The following is a 21,906-nucleotide window of genomic DNA, read 5'->3' as shown; positions in this document are numbered from 1 at the left end:
GGAACATTGCTGCGGCGGTCGCATTCATGGCCTCATCCAACGAAAGGGAGAGAGCCATGAGTGACGATCGCGTAACGCAGACCCCGCACACCACGATCATTGAGCGCCGCAGCGGCGGTGGTGGCGGGTTGCTGATCGGGCTGGCGGTGCTGATCGTGGTGGCGGTTGCCGCCTATTTCATGATCGCGCGTGGCGACAGCGAGACCGCGAAGAACAATGCGATCACCTCGGCAGCGAAGAGCGTCGAGAGCACCGCGGACAAGGCCGGGTCGGCGATCGACGGGGCGGCTGACAAGAAGTGATCTGGTGATCCCGGATTCGATCCGAGGTCCCGCTTTTCATTCACGCCTGGAAGAGAAGCTGGGCCCCGGATCAAGTCCGAGGCGACGGATCAGAGTAGCGACCCCTGCCGGACGGTGCTTTCGCGCGGAGCCTGACGGAATGCGGCGGTGGGGTCCACATAGGGCAGGTCGGGGCGGCGGCCGGCGAACAGCTCGGCCAAAGTGATGATCTGCACCCGCGGATAGCTTTTTCCGGTCGCGGCGGCGGTGAAGCGGCCTGCAGCGGCGGCTTCCTTTTCCATCGGGCGCGAGGGGGCGACCTTGGTGACGAAGACCGCGGCGGCGGCCTTCTCACGGATCATCGCCGAATGGAGGTCGCGAATCATCGTCACGCCGACATGGTCGCCGCCCTTCACCGACACCAGCGCACGCTCGGTGCGGCGGCCATCGGGCTTGAAATAGATGATACCATCGACGCCGCCATCGGCCCCTTTCTTCCGGCTGGCGTAGGGCATGGCGTCGACCATCGAGACCGCCCACCATTGGAACTGATATTTGTCGCGGCGGGCGAGGTCTTCGGCGGAGGCGAGGTCGCGTGGCGTGCCTTCGACGGTAAAGGCGACGCCGGGGAAGGCGGCCTGCATCCGCTTCTCGATCAGCGAGATGGCGAGATGCGTGACGTCGATCCCGATCCATTGCCGGTCGAGCTTCTGCGCGGCGTGGACCGCGGTGCCGCAGCCGCAGAACGGGTCGAGCACGACGTCACCTTCGTTCGACGAGGCGGCGATGATCCGCTCCAGCAGGGCGAGCGGCTTTTGCGTCGGATAGCCGAGCCGCTCCTGCGCCTGTGAGTTGAGCGCGGGGATGTCGGCCCATAACGCCTGCACCGGCATCCCCTTCGCCTCGTCGAGATAGCGTTTGAGGCGGATGCCCCCGCTGCGCGTGAAGTGGAGCCGGCCTTCGGCGTCGAGGCGGCGCATCGTCTCCTCGGGCATCCGCCACAGCGAGGTTACGCCTTTATACTCGTAGGTGTAGCCGCCGCCCGACAGCCCCTTGGCGGTAAGGTTGTCGTCCATCCAGCGCCGACCGTCGGGGTCGCGCTGGCGAAAGCGCGCTTCATAGTCGGCATCATAGGCGGTGTAGGGCGGGTGCCAGACGTAATCGGCACCGCGCGTATAGAACAGCAGCGTATCGAGGTTGCGGCCCCAGCGTCCGCCGTCGGCGTGCGCGGTGGTGCGCTTCCAGATGACCTCATTGCGATAGCGCTCGGCCCCGAACACGCCGTCGAGCAGCAATTTGAGGTAATGGCTCGCGGTTGAATCGCAGTGAAGGTAGAGGCTTCCGGTCGGCTTGAGCACGCGGTGCAGCTCGATCACGCGCACCGCCATCATCGCCAGATACGCCATCATGTCGTTCTCGCCGAGGAACGTGCGCATTGCGTTGAGCAGGTCGAACGCCTTGGTGTGGCCGCTGCGCGCGACCTGATCGAAGGCGTCCTCGGCGCGGTCGTTCCAGCGCCACGTATCCTCGAAGGCTTCGATCTGGGCGTCGGCGCTGTCGCCGGTCGGCGAGCGAAAGAGGATGTTGTAGCTGGCGTTCGAGTTGAACGGCGGGTCGAGGTAGACGAGGTCGATCGAGGCATCGCCGATCTCGCGACGGAGGACGTCGAGGTTGTCGCCGTAATAGAGGTGGTTGGTGGGTCGGTTCGCGCTGGACATAAGCGCGACTGGAGCGGGGTGCGGCGGGGTTGTCGCGGTGAGGTGGGGCCGTTTTGACGGTAGGCGGCCGAATGCGGCAAGAATGGATCAATCTGCCACCAAGGTCATCCCCGCGGAGGCGGGGATTCAGAAACGCAGGTCTCGCGCCTTATCGGAGGACCGCGCGTCTGGATCCCCGCCTGCGCGGGAATGACGTTGGCGCGAGGCTCAGCCGTGGCCTGCCAAGGCCGCCAGCAGCAGCAGCGCGACGATGTTGGTGATCTTGATCATCGGATTGACCGCGGGGCCGGCGGTGTCCTTGTACGGATCGCCGACCGTGTCGCCGGTGACCGCGGCCTTGTGCGCCTCCGAACCCTTGCCGCCGTGGTTGCCGTCCTCGATGTACTTCTTGGCATTGTCCCATGCGCCGCCGCCGCTGGTCATCGACAGCGCGACGAACAGGCCGGAGACGATCACGCCGAGCAGCATCGCACCGAGCGCCGCGAAGCCGCTCGCCTGCCCGTCGACCGCGCGGACGATGAAGTAGAGCGCGATCGGCGATAGCACCGGGAGCAATGACGGCACGATCATCTCGCGGATCGCGGCGCGGGTGACGAGGTCGACGGTGCGGCCGTAATTCGGGCGGCTGGTGCCCTGCATGATGCCGGGATTGTCGCGGAATTGCTCGCGGACTTCCTCGACGACGGCACCGGCCGCACGACCGACCGCGGTCATCCCGAACGCGCCGAACAGATAGGGGAGCAGCGCGCCGAGCAGCAGCCCGACGATCACGTAGGGGTTGCTGAGCGAGAAATCGACGGTGAGATCGGGGAAGTAGGTTTTCAGGTCGGTGGTGTAGGCGCCGAAGAGCACTAGCGCGGCCAGTCCCGCCGAGCCGATCGCATAGCCCTTGGTCACTGCCTTGGTGGTGTTCCCGACCGCGTCGAGCGCGTCGGTGCGTTCGCGGACCTCGTCCTCCAGACCGGCCATTTCGGCGATGCCACCGGCATTGTCGGTGACAGGGCCGTAAGCGTCGAGCGCGACGACCATGCCGGCGAGCGCGAGCATCGCGGTCGCGGCGAAGGCGATGCCGATGATTCCCGCGAGCTTGTAGGCGGCGATCACCGCGATGACGATCACAATCGTCGGCAGCGCGGTTGCCTCAAGGCTGATCGCCAGGCCCTGGATGACGTTGGTGCCGTGGCCGGTTTCGCTCGCCTTGGCGATCGACTTGACCGGGCGATAGTTGGTGCCGGTGTAATATTCGGTGATCCAGACGATCAGCCCGGTCACGGCGAGCCCGATCATCATGCACCAGAACAGGTCGGTGCCGGTGAACGCCGTCGCGGCGGGAACGCCGGCGGTCGCGGCATCGGCGCTGCCGGTGGTGATCGCGTCGAAGGCGGCGTCGTGGTCGGCGTCGAGGAAGCCCGCGCCGCCGATTACCTTGTGCATGTCGCCGAGCGTCCATTGCGTCACCGCCCAGATCGCGGGCACCGACAGCAGCGCCGAGGTCCAGAAGCCCTTGTAGAGCGCGCCCATGATCGAGCCGCGCCCGAGCCGGACCATATAGGTGCCGATGATCGAGGTGATGATGCACACGCCCCCGATCGCGAGCGGCAGGCTCATCAGCCGCATCAGCTCGGCGGGGCTCGCCTGGATCAGCAGCGCGATCGACACCATCGTCACGCCGAGCGTCACGACATAGGTTTCGAACAGATCGGCGGCCATGCCCGCGCAGTCACCGACATTGTCGCCGACGTTGTCCGCGATCACCGCGGGGTTGCGGGGATCGTCCTCGGGGATGCCGGCCTCGACCTTGCCGACCAGATCGGCGCCGACGTCGGCGGCCTTGGTGAAGATCCCGCCGCCGAGCCGCGCGAAGATCGAGATCAGTGACGCGCCGAACGCCAGCGCGGTCAACGCCTCGATGATCGCGCGGTCGTTGGGGAGGAGGTTGGATGGGCCGGTGAGATACCAGAAGAACAGCGCGATCGCGAGCAGCCCGAGCCCGGCGACGAGCATGCCCGTAATCGCGCCGGAGCGGAACGCCATCGTCAGCCCGCCTTGCAGCGAGCCGCGTGCCGCCTCGGCGGTGCGGACGTTGGCGCGCACCGAGATGTTCATGCCGACGAAGCCCGCGAGCCCCGACAAAAGCGCGCCGATGACGAAGCCGATCGTCGACAACGTGCCCAGGGTGGCGAAGAGCACGACCGCGACGACGCCGCCGACGATCGCGATGGTGGTATATTGCCGCCCGAGATAGGCGCGTGCGCCCTCCTGGATGGCGGCGGCGATATCCTGCATCCGCTCGTTGCCCGGCGAAGCGGACAACACCTGTCGACTGGTCACGAAGCCATAGAGTACGGCGATCAGGCCGCAGACGATGGCAAGATAGACGATCGTCATGCCCTTCATCCCTCCTTGTGGCGCGTCCGGTCTGTCGCCGGTACGTCGCGCGGGAGGCGAGGCTAACAGGTGGCCGCGTCAGCGCAACCCGTGCTGGTAGCCGAGCGACGCGGGGAGCGGGACCGTTCGGCTATCCTGCGTCAACGTCAGCCCGGTGCCGGGTGCGAAGCTGCCGACGCGGGTGGCGGGGACGGGCAGCGCGCGGTCGACAGGGGCGGCGAACAGCAGCTCGTAGTCGTCGCCGGCAGTGGCGGCGGCGAGCGGGTCGGTGACGCCGGGCGCGAGCGGGACGGCGGCGAGGTCGATCGTGACCGCGAGCGCGCTGGCGGCGGCCATGCGCGCGGCGTCGATCAGCAGGCCGTCGGAGACGTCCATCATCGCATGGACCTGCCAGGCGAGCGCGCGGCCTTCGGCGAGGCGTGGGACCGGTCGGCGATAGCGGGCGAGCAGCACGGCGTCGCCGGTGCCGGCGCGGGCGATGGCGAGCCCGGCACCGGCGTCGCCGATCGTGCCGGTGACGTAAAGCGCGTCGCCGGCCTTCGCGCCCGAGCGCGGCGGGGCGGGGGCGTCGCGGCCGAAGGCAGTGACGGTGAGGATGCGGGGGGCGTTCGGGGGGAGCGTCACCGTATCGCCGCCAAGGAGCAGGCAGTCTAGTTCGGTCAGCACGCCGGCAAGGCCGTCGAGGAAGGCGGCGTCCCATGCCGCGTCGCGGAGCGGGTAGTTGAGGAGGATGCCTTCGACCAACGCGCCTTTGGCGGCGAGGTCGGAGAGGTTGGTGGCGACAAGCTTCCACGCGACATCTTGCGGCGGGTCGGTGGGGAGGAAGTGGATGCCCTCGACCAGCGTGTCGGTGGTGATGGTGAGGCCGGCGAGCGTGGCGGTGTCGTCGGTGAGCCCGCGCGCGCCGGGGTGGAGCGGGAGCGTGCGGAGACGGGCGAGGAAGTCGGCTTCGGTCATGTGATTACCGCCCGCCCACCATCGTCATCCCCGCGCAGGCGGGCATCCAGAATCTCTGACGTTTGTGACTTTTGCGAAGACCCGCGCGTCTGGATTCCCGCCTTCGCGGGAATGACGTTGGGACGGTGTCACTCATAGGCACCGCGGCGCATGACATAGTCGCGGGTCTCATAGGGTGCGGGCAGCCCCTCGACCCATGCGCCGTGGGCATGGGTGAGCGCGACCAGCTGCATCGGCTGCTCCGACGGCCAATATTGTACGCGCACCTCGTGGCGATGCAGGTCGCGGTTGGGCTCCATCATCACCCAGCCGAGCGGGCGTTCCGCGGTGGCGCGGGCACCGGCTGCGGACATTGCGGTGCGGATGCGGTCGCGTGAGGTGGCGGGAAGGTACTGCCAGACCACCGAGTGCATCAGCACGCGCGTGACGCCCTCCTCCTGCGGCTCGGCGAGGCGCGCCTCGACCCAGTCGGCGGCGTCGCCCTGCACCAGATCGACCGCGCGCGCGCGAACCATGTCGAGGGCAGAGGAAAGGCGCGCGAGGCGTTCGTGATTGTCGACCCAGACATAGCCGGCGAGCCGCTCCGCCTGCGCCGGATCGCGGACGTCGACCGGGGCGATGTCGACACCGCGGGTGCGGGTGATCTCGATCGGCGCGGCCGGTGGGGGCGGGCCGCGCCAGTCGGGGACGATCGCGAGCGGCGAGTCGGCAGGGCCGACGTGCACCCCGCCGAGATCGAAGCGCATTCGGTCGATCAGCAGGTTGAGCCCGGCGCTGGAGCCGATCTCCAGGACCTCGATGCGCGGACCGTGCGCGGCGGCGACGTGGAGCAGGCCGGTCATCAGCCCCGCCGAGCGCTGCGCCTCGTTGGTCTGCGGCGGGCCATCGAGCCACGGCAGCAGCGCGGCATCGTGGGTGGCGAGGATCGTCGCGAGCGTCGCGTCGTCGGCGGCGAAGGGGGCGGCGACGCCGCGGCGGGCAAGCGCGTGAAGACCGCCGACGATGCGCAGCACGGTCGCGTCGGCGACCGGCTCGCCCGGCCAGTCGAGCAGCCGTGCGCCGGTTGCGGTGTCGCGGGTCAGCACGCGGGCGAGCGCGCGGCACAAAGCGGCGGTCTGCGGCGCGGCCATCGCGTCGCAATATTGCGCCTGGACCTCGAAGGCGGCGCGGTTGGTCGACTCGTCTGCCATGCGCGCCTCATTGCGCCGGTCGCAGTGCCTTCGTAAAGCCGCGCGCATGTCCGAGCCGCCTATCCCCAACCCGATCGTCATCGCTGTTCCCAAGGGGCGCATCCTCGAAGAAGCCCTGCCGCTGCTCGCGCGCGCCGGGATCGTCCCCGAGCCGGCGTTCGGCGACGAGAAAAGCCGCGCGCTGCGCTTTCGCACCGATCGCGACGGGATCGAGCTGATCCGCGTCCGCGCGTTCGACGTCGCCACCTTCGTCGCGCATGGCGCGGCGCAACTGGGGATCGTCGGGTCGGACGTGCTCGCCGAGTTCGACTATGCCGAGCTGTATGCGCCGGTCGACCTGAACATCGGCCATTGCCGGCTCTCGATCGCCGAGCCCGCCGACATGGCGATGAACGACGATCCGCGCGGGTGGAGCCATGTGCGGGTCGCGACCAAATATCCGCACGTTACCGCGCAGCATTTTGCGCGCGCCGGGGTGCAGGCGGAGTGCATCAAGCTGAACGGCGCGATGGAGCTGGCACCGACGCTGGGGCTGGCCACGCGGATCGTCGATCTGGTGTCGTCGGGCAAGACGCTGAAGGAAAATGGGCTGGTTGAGGTGGAGCGGATCATGGAGGTGTCGGCGCGGTTGATCGTCAACCGGGCGGCGATGAAGACGCGCGCGCATGTCTTCCCGCTGGTCGAGGCGTTCCGCGCGGCGGTGGCGGCATGATCCGGCTCGACACGCAGGACGGCGATTTCGCGGCGCGCTTCGCGAGCCTCGTCGACGCGCGGCGCGAGGCGGCAAGCGACGTCGCGCGCGACGTGGCGACGATCGTGCGCGCGGTGCGCGACGAGGGCGATGCGGCGCTTCACGCCTTCACGCAGAAGCTGGACCGACATGACCTGAACGAGACCGGGTGGCGGGTCGATGCGGCGGCGTGCGCGGCGGCGTTCGACGGGCTGGAGCCGGAATTACGCGCGGCGCTGGAACTGGCGGCGACGCGCATCCGCGCCTATCACGAGAAGCAGCGGCCCGAGGACGTTAGCTACACCGATGCGGCGGGGGTGCGGCTCGGCGCACGGTGGCGCGCGGTCGACGCGGCGGGCGTCTATGTTCCGGGTGGGCGCGCGGCCTATCCCTCGACCTTGCTGATGAACGCGATCCCGGCGCGGGTCGCGGGGGTCGAGCGGCTGGTGGTGGTGACGCCGACACCGGACGGCGAAGTCAATCCGCTGGTGCTCGCTGCGGCACATCTCGTCGGGGCGGACGAGGTGTGGCGGGTCGGCGGCGCGCAGGCGGTTGCGGCGCTCGCCTATGGCACCGAGCGGATCGCGCGGGTCGATGTCGTGACCGGGCCGGGCAATGCGTGGGTCGCGGAGGCCAAAAGGCAGGTGTATGGCGTGGTCGGGATCGACATGGTCGCAGGGCCGAGCGAGATCGTCGTCGTCGCCGATGGCGCGAACGATCCCGAATGGATCGCCGCGGATCTGCTGAGCCAAGCCGAGCATGACACGACCACCCAGTCGATCCTGTTCACCGACGATGCCGCCTTTGCCGATCGGGTCGCCGAAGCGGTCGAACGGCAGTTGCAGGCATTGCCGACGCAGGCGGTCGCGCGGGTGGCATGGGAGGACAATGGCGCGATCGTGATCGTGCCGTCGCTGGAGGCGGCGATGCCGCTGGTCGACCGGCTCGCGCCCGAGCATGTCGAATTGGCGTGCGACGATCCGCAGGCGTTTTTTGACCTGTTGCGGCACGCCGGGTCGGCGTTCCTCGGGCGGCATACGCCGGAGGCGATCGGGGATTATGTCGCGGGGCCGAACCATGTGCTGCCGACCGGGCGTCGCGCGCGGTTCGCGAGCGGGCTGGGGGTGAGCGATTTCATGAAGCGGACCAGCTTCCTGCAACTCGACGAGACGGCGCTGAACGAGCTGGGGCCGGCGACGATCGCACTGGCGCGGGCAGAAGGGTTGCCAGCGCATGCGCAGTCGGTGGCGTTGCGGATACGGAGCAATCGATAGCGCAGCGTCGCCCCTGCCTGCGCAGGGGCGACAAGCGAGAGGGGCGGGCCCTCCCGCCTCAAATCACGCGCTGGCGAGTTCGGCTTTTTTGTTCAGCTTCTTCTCGGCGAGCGTCGTCAGCTTGTCGTCGGTGGCCTTTTCCTCGTTGAGCGTCGCCTGTAGCAGCGACACGACATTGTCGTGGCCGAGCTGCTTCGCCCAGGCAATCAGCGTGCCGTAGCGCGTGATCTCGTAATGCTCGACCGCCTGCGCCGAGGCGATCAGTGCCGCGTCGAGCACCGCCTTGTCGGCGATCTCGCCTGCGACCTCGTTGGCTTCCTTAATGATGCCGTCGATCGCCGGACAGGTGACCGCCTTCGCCTTCTGGTCGAGCGCCTCGAACACCTGTTCCAGTCGCGCAATCTGGCCTTCGGTTTCGCGAAGGTGGTTGTCGAAGCCCTTCTTCAGCTCGGGCGCGGTCGCCTTGTCGATCATCTTGGGCAGCGCCTTGGTGATCTGGTTCTCGGCATAATAAATGTCCTGCAACTGGTGCAGGAACAAATCCTCAAGCGTCGCGATATCTTTGGTGAACAGGCCCATGTTCCATCTCCTCAATTGAGCGTCGCTGACCGAACGAGAGGCCGACGCGAGCGTTGCGGACAAACTCGCTGATCGAGGTCAGTCGCGCGCCAGGGGGTGACGAGCGCGCGCTAAGCGACTATGGCGCGCGGCCTATGTCCCGCACCGCTGCTCGAACCAAGGCCCGCGCCGCCGCGCGCCTCGCCGCCGTCCAGGCGCTCTATCAGCATGAGATGGAGGGCACCGCCGTCCCCGTGCTGCTCCACGAATTCCACCAGCACCGGCTGGGCGCGACGATCGAGGATGTCGAATATGCCGAGGCCGACGTCACCTTCTTCGACGATCTGGTGACGGGCGTCACCGCGCGCGCCGGCGAGATCGACGTGCTGGTCGAGGGCAAGCTGAGTGCTGGCTGGACGCTGGAGCGGCTCGACAAGCCGATGAAGGCGATCCTGCGGGCGGGCGCCTACGAACTGCTGGCGCGCGCAGACGTGCCGGTGGGCGCGGCGATCAGCTCCTATGTCGATGTCGCGCACGCTTTCTATCAGAAGCGCGAGGCGGGGTTCGTCAACGGCCTGCTCGACGCGATCAGCAAGCAGGTCCGCGCCTGACCATGGGTGAGGTCGTCTCCTTCAAACAGGCGCGCAAGACCAGAGCGCGCGCCGCGAAGGAGACACAGGCCGCCGCCAACCGCGCCGCGTTCGGACGGACCAAGGCGGAGAAAGCCGCCGATGCCGTTGAGCAGGCGCGCAAGGACGCGCTGCTCGACGGCGCCAAACTCACGGATAGCTGACGGTCTTCGGGACCTCGGGCAGCGGGATCCATTCGCTGTCGTCGGGGACGCTGGCGAATTCGCCGGCCTTCCACGCGCGTTTGGCCTCGCGGATCGCGTCGCGCGAGGAGTGGACAAAATTCCACCATACATGCCGCGGGGTCGCGAACGCCGCGCCACCCGCCAGCATCGCTCGGCCGCCGTGCTGCGAGGAGAGCGTCGCGGCGATGCCGGGGCGCAGCACATAAAGTCGCTGCGGTTCGAGCGCGAGGCCGTCGAGCGTCGCGTCACCGCTGGCCAGATAGATCGCTCGTTCGTCGGTGCTGTCGTCGATCGGCACTGCCGCGCCGGGCGCGAGCACGATGTCGGCGTAGATCGTCTCGGCATAGGCCGTGACCGGCGAGGTCGCGCCCCAGAGCGAACCCATCACGACGCGGGCGGTCGCGCCATGCGCGTCGATCACCGGCATCTTTTCGGCGGCGACATGCTCGAAGGCGGGGGCGCGATCCTCCTGTCCGTCGGGGAGCGCGAGCCAGGTCTGAATGCCGTCGAGCCGCGGGCCATCGATGCGCACGTCGTCGGGCGAGCGTTCCGAGTGGACGATCCCCGCGCCGGCGGTCATCAGATTTACCGCGCCCGGCGTGATGCGGATGTCGCTGCCGAGCGAGTCGCGATGCTGGAAGGCGCCTTCAAACAGATAGGTGACGGTCGACAGCCCGATATGCGGGTGCGGACGCACGTCGACGCCGTTGCCGGGTGGAAGGTGCGCTGGCCCCATCTGATCGAAGAACAGGAACGGGCCGACCATCGTCCGATCACGATGCGGCAAGGTGCGATAGACCTTGAAGCCGCCAAGGTCGTGGGTGGCGGGCTCCAGCGTCTGCAGCACCAGATCGTCGCGGGTCGACATGCGCTTCCTCCGTCAGCGTTTCCGGCCGCTTAGCAGCGAAGTCGCGTGTGCGGAACCGGCCGGAACGGGGGCGGTTGAGCCGCCCGGATGATGATCCGCGGGAGAATCGATAATCATTATAAGAGGTTGATTGTTGGGCTGGGGCTGTTCTCGCTGGCGCTTGCCGGGAGTCGCTCGCCGCGCAACCGCGCGATCTGGGGCATGATCGCGTTCGTGGCGGCGACGACGGCGCTCGACATGCTGACCGCGCGCGGGCTGGACGGAGACACGGGCACGCCGTTGCCGGTGCGCGAGCCGGCATTGGCGTGACGGGAACGCGGACCCCGATGGAAGGGTTAGAGTGACCATGACCAAGAAAAAGCAGCAATCGCGCGCCGTGAAGGCGCAGGAAGCCCGGCGGACACGGGCGATCGTCGCAGCGAGCGCGGTCGGCGCGGTGATCGCTGGCGTGGGCGCGGCGTTCGGCATGGGATGGCTCGACCGCTTCCTGCCGACTGGCAATGCCGAGCATGATGCGCCGGATCTCGCGGCCGACGCGCCGACGCCCGGCTCCACGCGCGCGCCGGAGGCGTTCCGTCCCGATCCGACCGCGCCGGTGCCGGCGTCGGAGCGTGAAGGGCTGCGACCGGCGACCGGTCCGGCGCCGACGCTGGCGGCGACGCGTGGCGAGATGGCGAATCAGACAGGGTCGTCGAACGGGTGAGGGGTTGCACCCGCTGGTGCTGAGCCTGTCGAAGGACGTGCCATATCGCACGTCCGTCGACAGGCTCAGGGCGACCGGGTTTGGTCGCCCGTGTGAATTACCTTAGAACCACTGCATCACGGACGCCGAGAACGGCGTCCACCAGCCGACGCGGACCCCGGCGTTCGCGAGGCGGTCGCCGGTCCATGCGTTGCAAGTCCTGATCGCGTCGTAGCGGCCTGACGCGCGGTAGAAGGCGTCGTAGCTGGCATAGCCTCGTATCGCAGCACCGCTTGCGCGAGTGGCGCGGATCGTGGCGGCGAGGCGGCGGTATTCGTCAGGGCGTAAGACGACCGCGCGTGCGTCCGTCGTTACCTGCGGGCGGGGGATGTGTTCGACGTGGAGCAGCGTTTCGTCGCTGCCGAAAGCCGCGTGCAAAACGGTGGCAGGGCGCACATCCGACCAGGTCGGGGTGCCAAGGAAGAAATTTCGCTCGCCCCAGCCGACTGCGACATGGTCGTTCGCGGCATAGCGCGGGTCGGGAAGATCGGCGGCGGGGAAGTCGTCTCGCCAGTCGACGCCAGCGGCGACCTTGGGCATCACGATGCCGGTATGGACGCCATTGTCCTCGATCCAGATAGTCACCCCGCCCGTCGTCGGCGGCTGCCAGTCGCGATTGCGCGGGATCGTCGAAAGCGCGGTGCCGGCGAGCAGGTAGATGAAGGCAACGACCGCGAGCACGCCGAGCGCGCGTGCGGCAAGTGTCGCGATCCGTTTCACCGCCCGCGGCACCATGTCACAGGTCGAGCGCCCAGCCGTCGCGGCCCTTCGGATCGATCGGGCGGGTGGGGACGTAACGCTCCGCTCCGGCGGTCAGCCGCAGGATCGACCAGTCGCCACGACGATCGACCGCCTCGACCGTGCAGCCGCAGGCGGTGAACGCGCGCTCGACCTCGGCGCGCTGGGTTTCCAGCAACCCGGCGAGCACGATCGCGGCATGCGGCGTGGCGATCGCGGCAACTTCGGGGGCCATCGAGATCAGCGGGCCGGCGAGGATGTTGGCGATCAGCAGGTCGTAGGGCGCGCGCGCGGCGATCGCCTCCGACAAGGCACCGTCGGCGACGATCAGCTCGATGCCGTCGACATGGTTCGCGGCCATGTTCTCGCGGGTGACGTCGATCGCGGCGGGGTCGATGTCGGTGGCCGTGATCGACGCTGCGGGCCAGAGATGCGCGGCGGCGAAGGCGAGCAGTCCGGTGCCTGTGCCGAGATCGATCGCGTTGGTGACGGGACGGTCAGCCAGTCCGTCGAGCATCGCGAGGCAGCCCGAGGTGGTGGCGTGATGCCCGGTGCCGAAGGCTTGCCCGGCGTCGATCAGGAAGGCGCGGCCACCCTCGGGCGGATCGACCGGATGCGCGCTGGTGTGGACGACAAAGCGGCCCTCGCGGATCGGCTCGAGCCCGGCCTGGCTCATCGTCACCCAATCCTGCGCGGTGAGCGGGGTGACGGTCGGCACGGTGCCCGCCGCGCTCGGCACCAAAGCGGCGAGTGCGGCGAGCATCGCGGCATCGGGCTCATGCTCGCAATACGCGTCGAGCCGCCAATGCTCGCGGTCGTCCTCGACCTCCTCGGTGGTCATCAGCACCGCGTCGATCGCCAAATCGTCGGCGGCGTCGATCGCCTCCGCCTCGGCGCGGGTGCAGGGGAGGGTGACGCGCCAGCTGTCGATATCAGCGGACATAGCTGGCCCCGTTGATGTCGAGGACCGCGCCGGTCATCGACGGCGGGGCGTCGATCGCGCAGAAGCGCGCAAGCGTGGCGACTTCCTCGGGTTGCGCGACGCGGCCGAGCGGGATGTCGGCGAGCAATTTGTCGCCGCCGCGGCTGGCGAGATAATCGTCGGCCATGCCGGTCATCGTAAAACCCGGGCAGATCGCGAAGGCGAGAATATTGTCGCGGGCATAGCCGCGCGCGATCGTCTTGGTCATCGCGACCAGCCCGGCCTTGGCGGCGGCATAATGCCAGTGTGCGGGCGAGTCGCCGCGATAGGCGGCGCGGCTCGCGACGTTGATCAGCCGCCCGCCGCCATTGCCCTGCCAGTGGCGGACGGCGTGGCGCGAAAGCTGCGCGGCGGCGGTCAGGTTGATGCGCTGCGTCCGCTCCCAGCCGGCGAGCCAGTCGGCATCGTCGGCATCGAGCGGATTGGCCTCGAACACGCCCGCATTGTTGATGAGCACGTCGATCCGCCCGTCGAGCCGCTCAAGCGCCTCGGCCCAGAGCGCGTCGGGCGCGGCGGGGTCGGCAAAATCGACGGCGATGCCGCTGCTGGTGCCCTGTCCCGCGACCACCACGTCGGGGATCACGGCCAGCGCCTCGGCGATCGCGGCGCCGATGCCACGGCTCGCGCCGGTGATGAGGATGTTCGTCATGGCGGTGTCTGTAACGACACCGCGATGATCAGGCTACGTTGGCGAAGCCGTCCGCTTCGGCGCGCAGTGTCTCGAAACGCTGCGCGATCATCTCAAACGACTGGCCGAGTGAATCGACCTCGCCGGCGAGGGTTTGCGTGCCCGCCTGGATCGCGGCGATCGTGTGCGACATCGAGTCGGCGGTCAGTGCCGTTTCGTCCACCGCAGCCGTGATCGCGGTGACGGTGCGCGCCTGTTCGAACATCGAGTCGTTGATCTGCGTGGCGGCACCGCGCAGGTGCTCGATACTGGTCTGGATCGAGGCGGATTTCTCGACCGTCACGCGGGTCGCGGCCTGGATCGCGGCGATCTTGGCGGCGATGTCGTCGGTGGCGCGGGCCGTTTGGTTGGCGAGACTCTTCACCTCCTGCGCCACGACCGCGAAACCGCGGCCGGCATCACCGGCGCGCGCCGCCTCGATCGTCGCGTTGAGCGCGAGCATGTTGGTCTGCCCGGCGATGTCGCGGATCAGGCCGAGGATCGACTCGATCGACGTGGCGTGCTCGTCGAGCGCCGCCGACGCCGCCACAGCTCCCTCTGCCTGATCGATTGCGGCGGTAAGCGTACGGGTGGCGACCTGCATGTCCCGCTGAACGCTGCCGATCGCGTTGATCAGCCCGGCGGCGGTCGAAGCGGCATCGCGCATCGCCAGCGCCGACTGCTCGGCCGCGACCGAGACTTCGCGCGTCTTGTCGATCATGCCGCTCGCCGCCTCGCCGGTCGAGCGGGCGCGGTCGCGCACCACCCGGCCGCGTGCCGCAATCGAATCGATCCCCGTGCCGATCCGCGCGCGGAAGGCGGCGGCGTGCTCGGCGCGTTGCGCACGCGCGCGGGCAACACCGATCACGCCGAGCTGCGTGGTCAACAGATCGGATTCGAGCATCGCCAGGCGAAGCAGGGCGTTGCCCAGCAGCAGCAGGCGCGGCGTATCGTCGCCGACCGCCTCGGCGACGATCGCCGTAACCCGACAATGCGCTGCCGACAGGCTTGAGAGCAATGCGGTGAGCGGAATGCCCGCCTCCTGCGAATCGTCGACCTGCGAGGCGACCATCTCGTGCCACGCGGTGCCGAGCGGCTCGCGGTAGCGCAACTGCGTGTAGCGGACTGCAGTATTCACCCGCCGCTGTCGCTCAGCACCCGACAGGTCGCGAACGGGCGCCGGCACGTTGACGCGCGAAGATAGATGCGTCCAGAAATCCTGTGCGACTTCCGTCCAGGCACCCCGTGCGTCGAGGATCGTGGCGATTTGCGCGCAACTCTCGATCACGCAGCCGTCGGGATCGAAATCGCGCGCTCGCTCCGCAAGCGGACGTAGATCATGGTGGACGAGCGTGTTCACGGTGACGATCCCTCCGGAAGAACGTCAGGCCGCGACGCGGGTCGCGAAATTTCCGGCGCGGGTGTCGAGATCGCCCAGCCGGCTGGCGAGCGATTCGAAGCCGGTGCCAAGCTGATCGATCTCGCTGGCGACCGCTTCGGTATCGCTGCGGATCGTGGCGATGGTGTGCGACATCGAGTCGGCGGCGAGCGCGGTTTCATCGACCGCGGCAGTGATGGCAGTGACGGTCTGCGCCTGCGATTCCATTGCATTACGGATGCGAGTCGCGGAATCCTGCACCTCGGCTACCGTGTTGCGGATCGAGGCGGAGGTGTCGACCGTCACGCGGGTCGCGGCCTGGATCGCGGCGATCTTGGCAGCGATGTCGTCGGTGGCGCGCGCGGTCTGGTTGGCGAGGCTCTTTACCTCCTGCGCCACCACCGCGAAGCCTCGTCCGGCGTCGCCGGCACGCGCCGCCTCGATCGTCGCGTTGAGCGCGAGCAGGTTGGTCTGCCCGGCGATGTCGCGGATCAGGCCCAGGATCGACTCGATCGACTTGGCGTGATCGCTGAGCGCGCCCGAGACGGCGACCGCGTCGCCGGCCTGCGACGCAGCGCGTGTGGCGACGTCGGCGGCGACCTCGACCTCGGCGCGCGCGTCCTCGATCGCGCGGATCAGACCGGCGGCGGTGGAGGCCGCGTCGCGCATCGCGACGGCGGATTGTTCGGCGGCGGCGGCGACTTCGCTGGTCTTTCCCAGCATGCCGCGTGCCGAGGACGAGGCGACCGACGCCTGCGAACGCAGGCTGTGCCCCTCGTACGTTGTCGCCTCGACCGTTGCAGCGATCTCGTTGCGGAAATCGGCGGCCAGCTTGTCGCGGGCGCCCTGCGCGCTGTGCGTGCTGTATACCGAATAGATCGCGACGGTGATCTCACCTTCGAGCGCCGACAGCCGCATCAGCGTGTCGATAAGTTGAGGCAGGCGGACATCGTCCCGCGCCACCTTCGTCATCAGCACGCCCAGTGCGGCGCGGTCGCTGGCACTGATCATCGCCAGCAAGGCCATGGGCGAGACGTTGGCGGCATAGGCGGATGCCACCGAACGCTCGATCGACTCGATCCACGACCGCTCACGGGTGCGCAGAAAGCGATCTTCGAGGAACGCGACACCAAGGTCGATCATCCGCTCGTTTTCATAGGCGGCGTGATTGGCGGCAGTGCCGAAGCAGCGCTTCCAGTGCGACCAATAGGCACCGGCAATCGTGCGCGCTTCCGGGCGCAACGTTTCCCAGGCGTCACACGCGGCGCGCGTCAGCTCGCCGTCCAGATCGAACACGTTGAAACGTGCGTTGAGATCCAGCGCGGCGGCGACGGATCCGATCGGTGGCAAATCGTTGGGCAACACCTGCTCCGTGCACTATGGATGGACCGGCATCGGAGTAGCGCCGATCCGTTAACAGTGGGTTAGGGAGCCGCGCCGACTTTGCCGGAGCCGATCAGGCCACCGCGCTTGCATCGCGCGCGCCGTGGACGCATAGACCGCCGCAAACTCGCCAGCACCGGCCCATATTCAAGGAATTTCGCGCTTGGCCTCGAAACCCGCCCGCCCGCGCAGCCCGCATCTGTTCAGCGGACCCATGCAGTTGCACTATCGCTGGAGCCCGGCGATGACGGCGTCGATCATGCATCGCGCGACCGGTAGCGGCATGGCGACCGTCGGCACGCTGCTGCTGGTCTGGTGGCTGGCGGCGATCGCGGCGGGTCCGGCGGCCTATGGCGTCTTCCTCGACGTGTTCACCACCTCGACCGGGTCGCTGAACGTGCTGGGCTGGATCGTTGGCGTCGCGCTGACCTGGTCGGTGTTCCAGCATATGATGAGCGGCATCCGCCATCTGGTGATGGATACCGGCGCCGCGTTCGAGCTGAAGGTCAACCAGCGGCTGGCGTTGCTGACCTTCGTCGCCTCGACGCTGCTCACGGTCGCGTTCTGGCTTTATCTGGGGGTCAAGTAATGGGTACCGAGATCGGCCGCGTCCGCGGGCTGGGCAGCGCCGGGCATGGCGCGCAGCATTGGTGGCACCAGAAGCTGACGGCGGGCACCAACTTCCTGCTGATCGTCTGGTTGCTCGCGTCGATCGCGACGTTGCCGTCCTACGATCATGGTACCGTGCGGCTGTGGCTGCATTCGGCCTGGGCAGCGATCCCGATGACGTTGCTGATCGTCTCGGTTTTCTATCACTTCCGGCTCGGCCTCCAGGTGGTGATCGAGGATTATTCGCACAGGGAAAGCCGTTTCGTGCTGACCGTGCTCGTCAACGTCTTCACGCTGGCGACCGCCGGCATCGCCATCTTCTCGATCCTCAAGGTCGCTTTCGGAGCCACCGCCTGATGTCTGCCGACGCTTACAAGATCATCGATCACACCTATGACGCGGTCGTCGTGGGTGCGGGCGGCTCGGGGCTGCGCGCCACGATGGGCATCGCCGAGAGCGGGCTGAAGACCGCCTGCATCACCAAGGTGTTTCCGACCCGCAGCCATACCGTGGCGGCGCAGGGCGGGATCGCCGCCTCGCTGGGCAACAACACGCCGGACCATTGGTCGTGGCACATGTACGATACCGTCAAGGGCTCCGACTGGCTCGGCGACCAGGACGCGATCGAATATATGGTCCGCGAGGCGCCGGCTGCGGTCTACGAGCTGGAGCACGCCGGCGTGCCGTTCAGCCGCAACGACAATGGCACGATCTACCAGCGGCCGTTCGGCGGGCATATGCAGAACATGGGCGAGGGCCCGCCGGTGCAGCGCACCTGCGCCGCCGCCGACCGTACCGGCCACGCGATGCTTCACGCGCTTTACCAGCAGAGCCTGAAGTATGACGCCGACTTCTACGTCGAATATTTCGCGCTCGATCTCATTATGGAGAACGGCCAGTGCCGCGGCGTGATCGCCCTGTGCATGGAAGACGGGTCGATCCACCGTTTCCGCGCGCATGCGGTCGTGCTGGCAACCGGTGGCGGCGGGCGCGTCTACCAGTCGGCGACCTCGGCGCACACCTGCACCGGTGACGGCAACGGCATGGCGCTGCGCGCGGGTCTGGCATTGCAGGACATGGAATTCGTGCAGTTCCACCCGACCGGTATTTACGGCGCGGGCGTGCTCATCACCGAGGGCGCGCGCGGCGAGGGCGGGTATCTGACCAACTCCGAGGGCGAGCGCTTCATGGAGCGCTATGCCCCGTCCGCCAAGGATCTCGCCAGCCGTGACGTCGTCGCGCGCTCGATGGCGATGGAGATGCGCGAAGGGCGCGGTGTCGGCAAGGACAAGGACCACATCTATCTCCACCTCGACCATATCGATCCCAAGGTGCTGCACGAGCGGCTTCCCGGGATCACCGAGACGGGGAAGATCTTCGCGGGCGTCGACCTGACGCGGCAGCCGCTGCCGGTGACGCCGACGGTTCATTACAACATGGGCGGCATTCCGTGTAACTATCACGGCGAGGTCGTGCGGCTGAAGGATGGCGATCCGGATACGGTCGTGCCGGGGCTGTTCGCGGTCGGCGAGGCAGCGTGCGTGTCGGTGCACGGTGCGAACCGGCTCGGTTCGAACTCGCTGATCGATCTCGTCGTCTTCGGGCGCGCGACCGGCTTGCGGCTCAAGGAAATGCTTAAGCCGAATACGCCGCACAATCCGCTGCCCAAGGGCTCGGAAGAGATGGCGCTCGGCCGGCTCGACCACTTCCGCCATGCCAAGGGCGGCACGCCGACCGCCAAGCTGCGCGCGGAGATGCAGCGCACGATGCAGCGCCACTGCGCGGTCTTCCGCGACAGCGAGTTGCTGCGCGAGGGCGTCGGGAAGATCGAGACGATCTATCAGGGGATGAACGACGTCAGCGTCGCGGATCGTTCGCTGATCTGGAACACCGATCTGGTCGAGACGATGGAGCTGGACAATCTGATCGGCCAGGCGGTCGTGACGATGAAGAGCGCCGAGAATCGCAAGGAAAGCCGTGGCGCACACATGCACGAGGACTTCCCCGAGCGCGACGACGCGAACTGGATGAAGCACACGATCACCACCTTCGATGGATGGGGCGGCAAGGGGGGCGCGACAGCGATCGATTATCGCCCGGTGCACGATTACACGCTCACCGACGACGCCGAGTATATCAAGCCCAAGAAGCGGGTCTACTGAGGAACGACCGTCGCTCCGGCATACGTCCGGGGCGACGGGTTGTATGAGCTGCGGTGCGTGTCGCCGCCGCGACGGAGCGTGTGCGAAGGTGACGTTCCGACGGCCGCGTCGGCAGGACGCAGGATGCGGCGGAACTCGCGGCGCGTTCGCGGCTTGAGCGCGGCATGACCGATCAAAACGCCAACTCCTATCCGCTGCTCGCGGTCCCGCACATCCAGCTCCACGGTACCGTGGACGAGGTGATGTACGCCAATTTCAAGGATCAGCTTGCCGCCGCTCCCGGTGATGGGCCGATCGTGGTGTCGATCACGACGTTAGGCGGCGACCCTGAAATGGCGCGCGCGATGGGTGATTCAATCCGGCTGTTGCGCGACTATACCGGGCGCGAGGCGCTATTCCTCGGCAAGGTCGCGGTTTATTCGGCGGGGGCGACGTTCATGTCCGCATTCCCGGTCGACAAGCGTTTCCTGACGCGCAACTCGCGGATCATGATTCACGAGCGGCTGATGAACTCGACGATCCAGCTCTCCGGTCCGCTGAACACGCTGGCCCCCGTTCTGAAAGCCAAACTGAACGAGATCGAGGACTCGATCCGTATTCAGGAAGAAGGGTTTGCCGATCTGGTGCGCGGCAGCAAGGTATCACTGGAAGAGCTGAAGAAGCGCGCCCCCGACAACTGGTATATCGAGGCAGCCGAGGCGCGCGACCTCGGCCTCGTCCTCGACATCATCTGAGCGGTCACGCGAAGGCCGGCGCGCGGCGAAGCTGCTGATAGGCTGTGATCACCTTGCGTAGCGCGGCTTCGTGGCTGCGATCACCGCCGTTGCGATCGGGATGATAGCGGCGGACCAGCTCCGAATAGCGTTTGCGCAGCGCGCTACGATCGGCATCGTGCGGGAGACCTAGTGTTTCGAGGCTCCGTCGATCCTCGCCGGTGAGCGCGCGGCCGTCCGCCCGGGGAGCAGGGCGGGCGTATTTGGCGCCGATCGCGTCCAGCGGGTCGGTGAAGTCGGCCCAGCGCGGGCCCTGATCGCCCATCCGCGTTCGCGAGAAGGCGCGCGTCTCGCCTTCCCAGCCGGCCATCGGCCGCTGCGCCTGATGAATCTCATCGGCGGTCATGCCGTCGAAGTAATTGTAACCGGCGTTGAAGGCACGGACATGGTCGAGGCAGAACCAGCGGAACCGCGGCGGGCCGTCGTGCGCGCCGGCGCCCTCCAGCGGGGGTGCACGGAACTCACCCGGTTCGGTACAACCGGGATGCGCGCATGGTTTGTCAGAGTCCGCCATCCGTCCATGAAAACGCGTATGGGGTCGATCGTTTTGAGGCTTCACCACTCACTCGTCGCTTGACGCACAAGACGCGCTATATGGGGTGTCATGAACGACATCGCTACCGGCACGATCGCCGCCGAAATCACCCAGCGGCTGACCGCCGCGCTCGCCCCGACCCGGCTGGAGGTCATCAACGAAAGCGCGCAGCACCGCGGGCATCTCGGCGATGACGGCACCGGCGAGAGCCACTTCCGCGTCATCGTGGAAAGCGCGGCGTTCGTCGGGCAGTCGCGGGTGGCGCGGCAGCGGCTCGTGAACCGCGCGCTCGCGGACCTGCTCGCCGAGCGCATCCATGCGTTGGCGATCCAGACCACTGCGCCGGGCGAATGAGCTACGACCTGTGGTACTGGCCGACCATTCAGGGGCGCGGCGAGTTCGTGCGGCTGGTGCTGGAGGCGGCGAGTATCGACTATCGCGACCGGGCGCGCGAGGACGGGGTGGAAACGATGATGCGCGACATGGCGGCCCGCGGCCCGCGCGGGCCGTTCGCGCCGCCATATCTGGTCGCGGATGACGTGACCGTGGCCCAGGTCGCGGACATCTTGCTGTTCGTGCAGGATCGCCATGACATCGGCCCAAGTGACGCGCCGACGCGTTACTGGCTGCATCAACTGCAGTTGACGGTGGCCGATCTCGTCGCGGAGGTTCATGCGGTGCATCATCCCGTCGATCCGATGGCCTATTACGACGATCAGCGCGACGAGGCGGTGCGGGCGGCGGCGCAATTCCGTAACAGGCGCATCCCCAAATTCCTCGATCATTTCGAAGCGGCGGCTGGGGCCGAAGACGGTGCGTTCGTCACCGGCGCGGCGTGGAGCGGGTTCGATACGGCATTGTTCCAGATCGTCGAAGGGCTGCGCTACATGTTCCCGCGGCGGATGGCGGCGCTCGCCGGGTACTATCCGCGCCTGATGGCGCTACGCGACGCGGTCGCCGCGCTGCCCGCAATCGCCGCCTATCTGGCGAGTGACCGGCGGGTGGCGTTCAACACCGACGGCATCTTTCGTCATTATCCCGAACTGGACGGCGATTGAGGCGGGCGGGGTCGACGCAGGACCGGTTGTCCAGCAAGGGTCGACGGGCGGCCCACGTCTAACGTCCGACGGACGTGAAAAATCAAGACTGTTGTTTCTGA

25 protein-coding genes are annotated in these 21,906 nt (G+C 67.7%); 13 read left to right on the top strand and 12 right to left on the bottom strand.

Going from position 1 to position 21,906, the window contains the following annotated elements; translation table 11 throughout:
- The first annotated feature begins 56 nt into the window (after positions 1–56).
- Entirely contained in the window at positions 57–302 is a 246-nt protein-coding gene (locus ACI2JO_RS00615; RefSeq protein ID WP_404718828.1) for a hypothetical protein, read from the top strand.
- A gap of 89 nt (positions 303–391) precedes the next feature.
- Here the strand turns inward: ACI2JO_RS00615 and ACI2JO_RS00610 are convergent, their stop codons facing one another.
- The 4 genes from ACI2JO_RS00610 to ACI2JO_RS00595 all read right to left on the bottom strand — a co-directional run bounded on the left by ACI2JO_RS00610 (position 392) and on the right by ACI2JO_RS00595 (position 6,534).
- Positions 392–1,999, bottom strand: a complete 1,608-nt coding sequence (locus tag ACI2JO_RS00610; protein ID WP_404718827.1) for a DNA methyltransferase — start codon at positions 1,997–1,999, stop codon at positions 392–394.
- Positions 2,000–2,206: 207 nt separating this feature from the next.
- Positions 2,207–4,387 (bottom strand): sodium-translocating pyrophosphatase, encoded by a 2,181-nt coding sequence (locus tag ACI2JO_RS00605; protein ID WP_404718826.1) that lies wholly within the window; start codon positions 4,385–4,387, stop codon positions 2,207–2,209.
- A gap of 78 nt (positions 4,388–4,465) precedes the next feature.
- The gene (gene thiL, locus ACI2JO_RS00600) at positions 4,466–5,344 is read right to left on the bottom strand and encodes a thiamine-phosphate kinase (protein WP_404718825.1); all 879 of its coding nucleotides are present in this window, start codon (positions 5,342–5,344) and stop codon (positions 4,466–4,468) included.
- 128 nt (positions 5,345–5,472) lie between these two features.
- Positions 5,473–6,534, bottom strand: a complete 1,062-nt coding sequence (locus tag ACI2JO_RS00595; RefSeq protein WP_404718824.1) for a DUF2332 domain-containing protein — start codon at positions 6,532–6,534, stop codon at positions 5,473–5,475.
- 46 nt (positions 6,535–6,580) lie between these two features.
- On the opposite strand from ACI2JO_RS00595, the gene hisG reads away from it, so the two are divergent.
- Positions 6,581–7,246, top strand: a complete 666-nt coding sequence (gene hisG / locus ACI2JO_RS00590) for an ATP phosphoribosyltransferase (protein ID WP_404718823.1) — start codon at positions 6,581–6,583, stop codon at positions 7,244–7,246.
- The gene (gene hisD, locus ACI2JO_RS00585; protein WP_404718822.1) at positions 7,243–8,538 is read left to right on the top strand and encodes a histidinol dehydrogenase; all 1,296 of its coding nucleotides are present in this window, start codon (positions 7,243–7,245) and stop codon (positions 8,536–8,538) included. Before hisG ends, hisD begins: the two co-directional genes overlap by 4 nt.
- Positions 8,539–8,601: 63 nt before the next feature.
- Here hisD and ACI2JO_RS00580 read toward each other — a convergent pair whose 3' ends face one another.
- Entirely contained in the window at positions 8,602–9,117 is a 516-nt protein-coding gene (locus tag ACI2JO_RS00580; protein WP_404718821.1) for a ferritin-like domain-containing protein, read from the bottom strand.
- Between the two features lie 134 nt (positions 9,118–9,251).
- Here ACI2JO_RS00580 and nusB point away from each other — a divergent pair, with 134 nt between their 5' ends.
- On the top strand, positions 9,252–9,707 hold the full coding sequence (nusB, locus tag ACI2JO_RS00575; RefSeq protein ID WP_404718820.1) for a transcription antitermination factor NusB: 456 nt from the start codon (positions 9,252–9,254) through the stop codon (positions 9,705–9,707).
- A 2-nt stretch (positions 9,708–9,709) separates the two neighbouring features.
- Positions 9,710–9,889, top strand: coding sequence for a DUF4169 family protein (locus tag ACI2JO_RS00570; protein ID WP_404718819.1), 180 nt, complete (start codon positions 9,710–9,712; stop codon positions 9,887–9,889).
- On the opposite strand, the gene ACI2JO_RS00565 is transcribed toward ACI2JO_RS00570, so the two are convergent.
- Positions 9,876–10,778 (bottom strand): pirin family protein, encoded by a 903-nt coding sequence (locus ACI2JO_RS00565; RefSeq protein ID WP_404718818.1) that lies wholly within the window; start codon positions 10,776–10,778, stop codon positions 9,876–9,878. The two genes, ACI2JO_RS00570 and ACI2JO_RS00565, sit on opposite strands and share 14 nt — an antisense overlap.
- Before the next feature lie 90 nt (positions 10,779–10,868).
- On the opposite strand from ACI2JO_RS00565, the gene ACI2JO_RS00560 reads away from it, so the two are divergent.
- The gene (locus ACI2JO_RS00560; protein WP_404718817.1) at positions 10,869–11,087 is read left to right on the top strand and encodes a hypothetical protein; all 219 of its coding nucleotides are present in this window, start codon (positions 10,869–10,871) and stop codon (positions 11,085–11,087) included.
- Between the two features lie 37 nt (positions 11,088–11,124).
- A complete protein-coding gene (locus ACI2JO_RS00555) occupies positions 11,125–11,481 on the top strand; it encodes a hypothetical protein (RefSeq protein ID WP_159760654.1) in 357 nt (118 codons plus the stop codon).
- A 102-nt stretch (positions 11,482–11,583) separates the two neighbouring features.
- On the opposite strand, the gene ACI2JO_RS00550 is transcribed toward ACI2JO_RS00555, so the two are convergent.
- From ACI2JO_RS00550 to ACI2JO_RS00530, 5 genes are read right to left on the bottom strand one after another with little or no spacing between them, the layout of a single operon-like run.
- Positions 11,584–12,240 carry a TIGR02117 family protein gene (locus tag ACI2JO_RS00550; RefSeq protein ID WP_404718816.1) on the bottom strand — a complete coding sequence of 219 codons (657 nt, stop codon included), beginning with the start codon at positions 12,238–12,240 and terminating at the stop codon, positions 11,584–11,586.
- 16 nt (positions 12,241–12,256) lie between these two features.
- Positions 12,257–13,201 carry a 50S ribosomal protein L11 methyltransferase gene (locus ACI2JO_RS00545; RefSeq protein WP_404718815.1) on the bottom strand — a complete coding sequence of 315 codons (945 nt, stop codon included), beginning with the start codon at positions 13,199–13,201 and terminating at the stop codon, positions 12,257–12,259.
- The gene (locus ACI2JO_RS00540) at positions 13,191–13,889 is read right to left on the bottom strand and encodes an SDR family NAD(P)-dependent oxidoreductase (RefSeq protein WP_404718814.1); all 699 of its coding nucleotides are present in this window, start codon (positions 13,887–13,889) and stop codon (positions 13,191–13,193) included. Before ACI2JO_RS00540 ends, ACI2JO_RS00545 begins: the two co-directional genes overlap by 11 nt.
- A gap of 28 nt (positions 13,890–13,917) precedes the next feature.
- The gene (locus ACI2JO_RS00535; protein ID WP_404718813.1) at positions 13,918–15,267 is read right to left on the bottom strand and encodes a methyl-accepting chemotaxis protein; all 1,350 of its coding nucleotides are present in this window, start codon (positions 15,265–15,267) and stop codon (positions 13,918–13,920) included.
- Positions 15,268–15,291: 24 nt separating this feature from the next.
- Complete coding sequence (locus ACI2JO_RS00530) at positions 15,292–16,647, bottom strand: methyl-accepting chemotaxis protein (protein WP_404718812.1); 1,356 nt, start codon at positions 16,645–16,647, stop codon at positions 15,292–15,294.
- A 184-nt stretch (positions 16,648–16,831) separates the two neighbouring features.
- Here ACI2JO_RS00530 and sdhC point away from each other — a divergent pair, with 184 nt between their 5' ends.
- The 4 genes from sdhC to ACI2JO_RS00510 all read left to right on the top strand — a co-directional run bounded on the left by sdhC (position 16,832) and on the right by ACI2JO_RS00510 (position 20,173).
- The gene (gene sdhC, locus ACI2JO_RS00525; protein ID WP_404718811.1) at positions 16,832–17,257 is read left to right on the top strand and encodes a succinate dehydrogenase, cytochrome b556 subunit; all 426 of its coding nucleotides are present in this window, start codon (positions 16,832–16,834) and stop codon (positions 17,255–17,257) included.
- Complete coding sequence (gene sdhD / locus ACI2JO_RS00520; RefSeq protein ID WP_404718810.1) at positions 17,257–17,634, top strand: succinate dehydrogenase, hydrophobic membrane anchor protein; 378 nt, start codon at positions 17,257–17,259, stop codon at positions 17,632–17,634. Before sdhC ends, sdhD begins: the two co-directional genes overlap by 1 nt.
- On the top strand, positions 17,634–19,439 hold the full coding sequence (gene sdhA / locus ACI2JO_RS00515) for a succinate dehydrogenase flavoprotein subunit (protein WP_404718809.1): 1,806 nt from the start codon (positions 17,634–17,636) through the stop codon (positions 19,437–19,439). The genes sdhD and sdhA overlap by 1 nt, the downstream gene beginning before the upstream one ends.
- 164 nt (positions 19,440–19,603) lie before the next feature.
- Positions 19,604–20,173 carry a ClpP family protease gene (locus tag ACI2JO_RS00510; protein WP_404718808.1) on the top strand — a complete coding sequence of 190 codons (570 nt, stop codon included), beginning with the start codon at positions 19,604–19,606 and terminating at the stop codon, positions 20,171–20,173.
- A gap of 4 nt (positions 20,174–20,177) precedes the next feature.
- On the opposite strand, the gene ACI2JO_RS00505 is transcribed toward ACI2JO_RS00510, so the two are convergent.
- Positions 20,178–20,726, bottom strand: a complete 549-nt coding sequence (locus ACI2JO_RS00505) for a J domain-containing protein (protein WP_404718807.1) — start codon at positions 20,724–20,726, stop codon at positions 20,178–20,180.
- A 90-nt stretch (positions 20,727–20,816) separates the two neighbouring features.
- On the opposite strand from ACI2JO_RS00505, the gene ACI2JO_RS00500 reads away from it, so the two are divergent.
- Both ACI2JO_RS00500 and ACI2JO_RS00495 read left to right on the top strand, forming a co-directional pair.
- Positions 20,817–21,101 carry a BolA family protein gene (locus ACI2JO_RS00500; RefSeq protein WP_404718806.1) on the top strand — a complete coding sequence of 95 codons (285 nt, stop codon included), beginning with the start codon at positions 20,817–20,819 and terminating at the stop codon, positions 21,099–21,101.
- The gene (locus tag ACI2JO_RS00495) at positions 21,098–21,805 is read left to right on the top strand and encodes a glutathione S-transferase family protein (protein WP_404718805.1); all 708 of its coding nucleotides are present in this window, start codon (positions 21,098–21,100) and stop codon (positions 21,803–21,805) included. The genes ACI2JO_RS00500 and ACI2JO_RS00495 overlap by 4 nt, the downstream gene beginning before the upstream one ends.
- Positions 21,806–21,906: the final 101 nt, after the last annotated feature.

Origin of the sequence: Sphingomonas sp. NPDC079357, from assembly GCF_044901155.1 — a bacterium.
Classification (GTDB): Bacteria; Pseudomonadota; Alphaproteobacteria; order Sphingomonadales; family Sphingomonadaceae; genus Sphingomonas.
The sequence above is the reverse complement of the archived record's forward strand: the minus strand, read 5'-3'. Positions and strand labels throughout refer to the sequence as shown.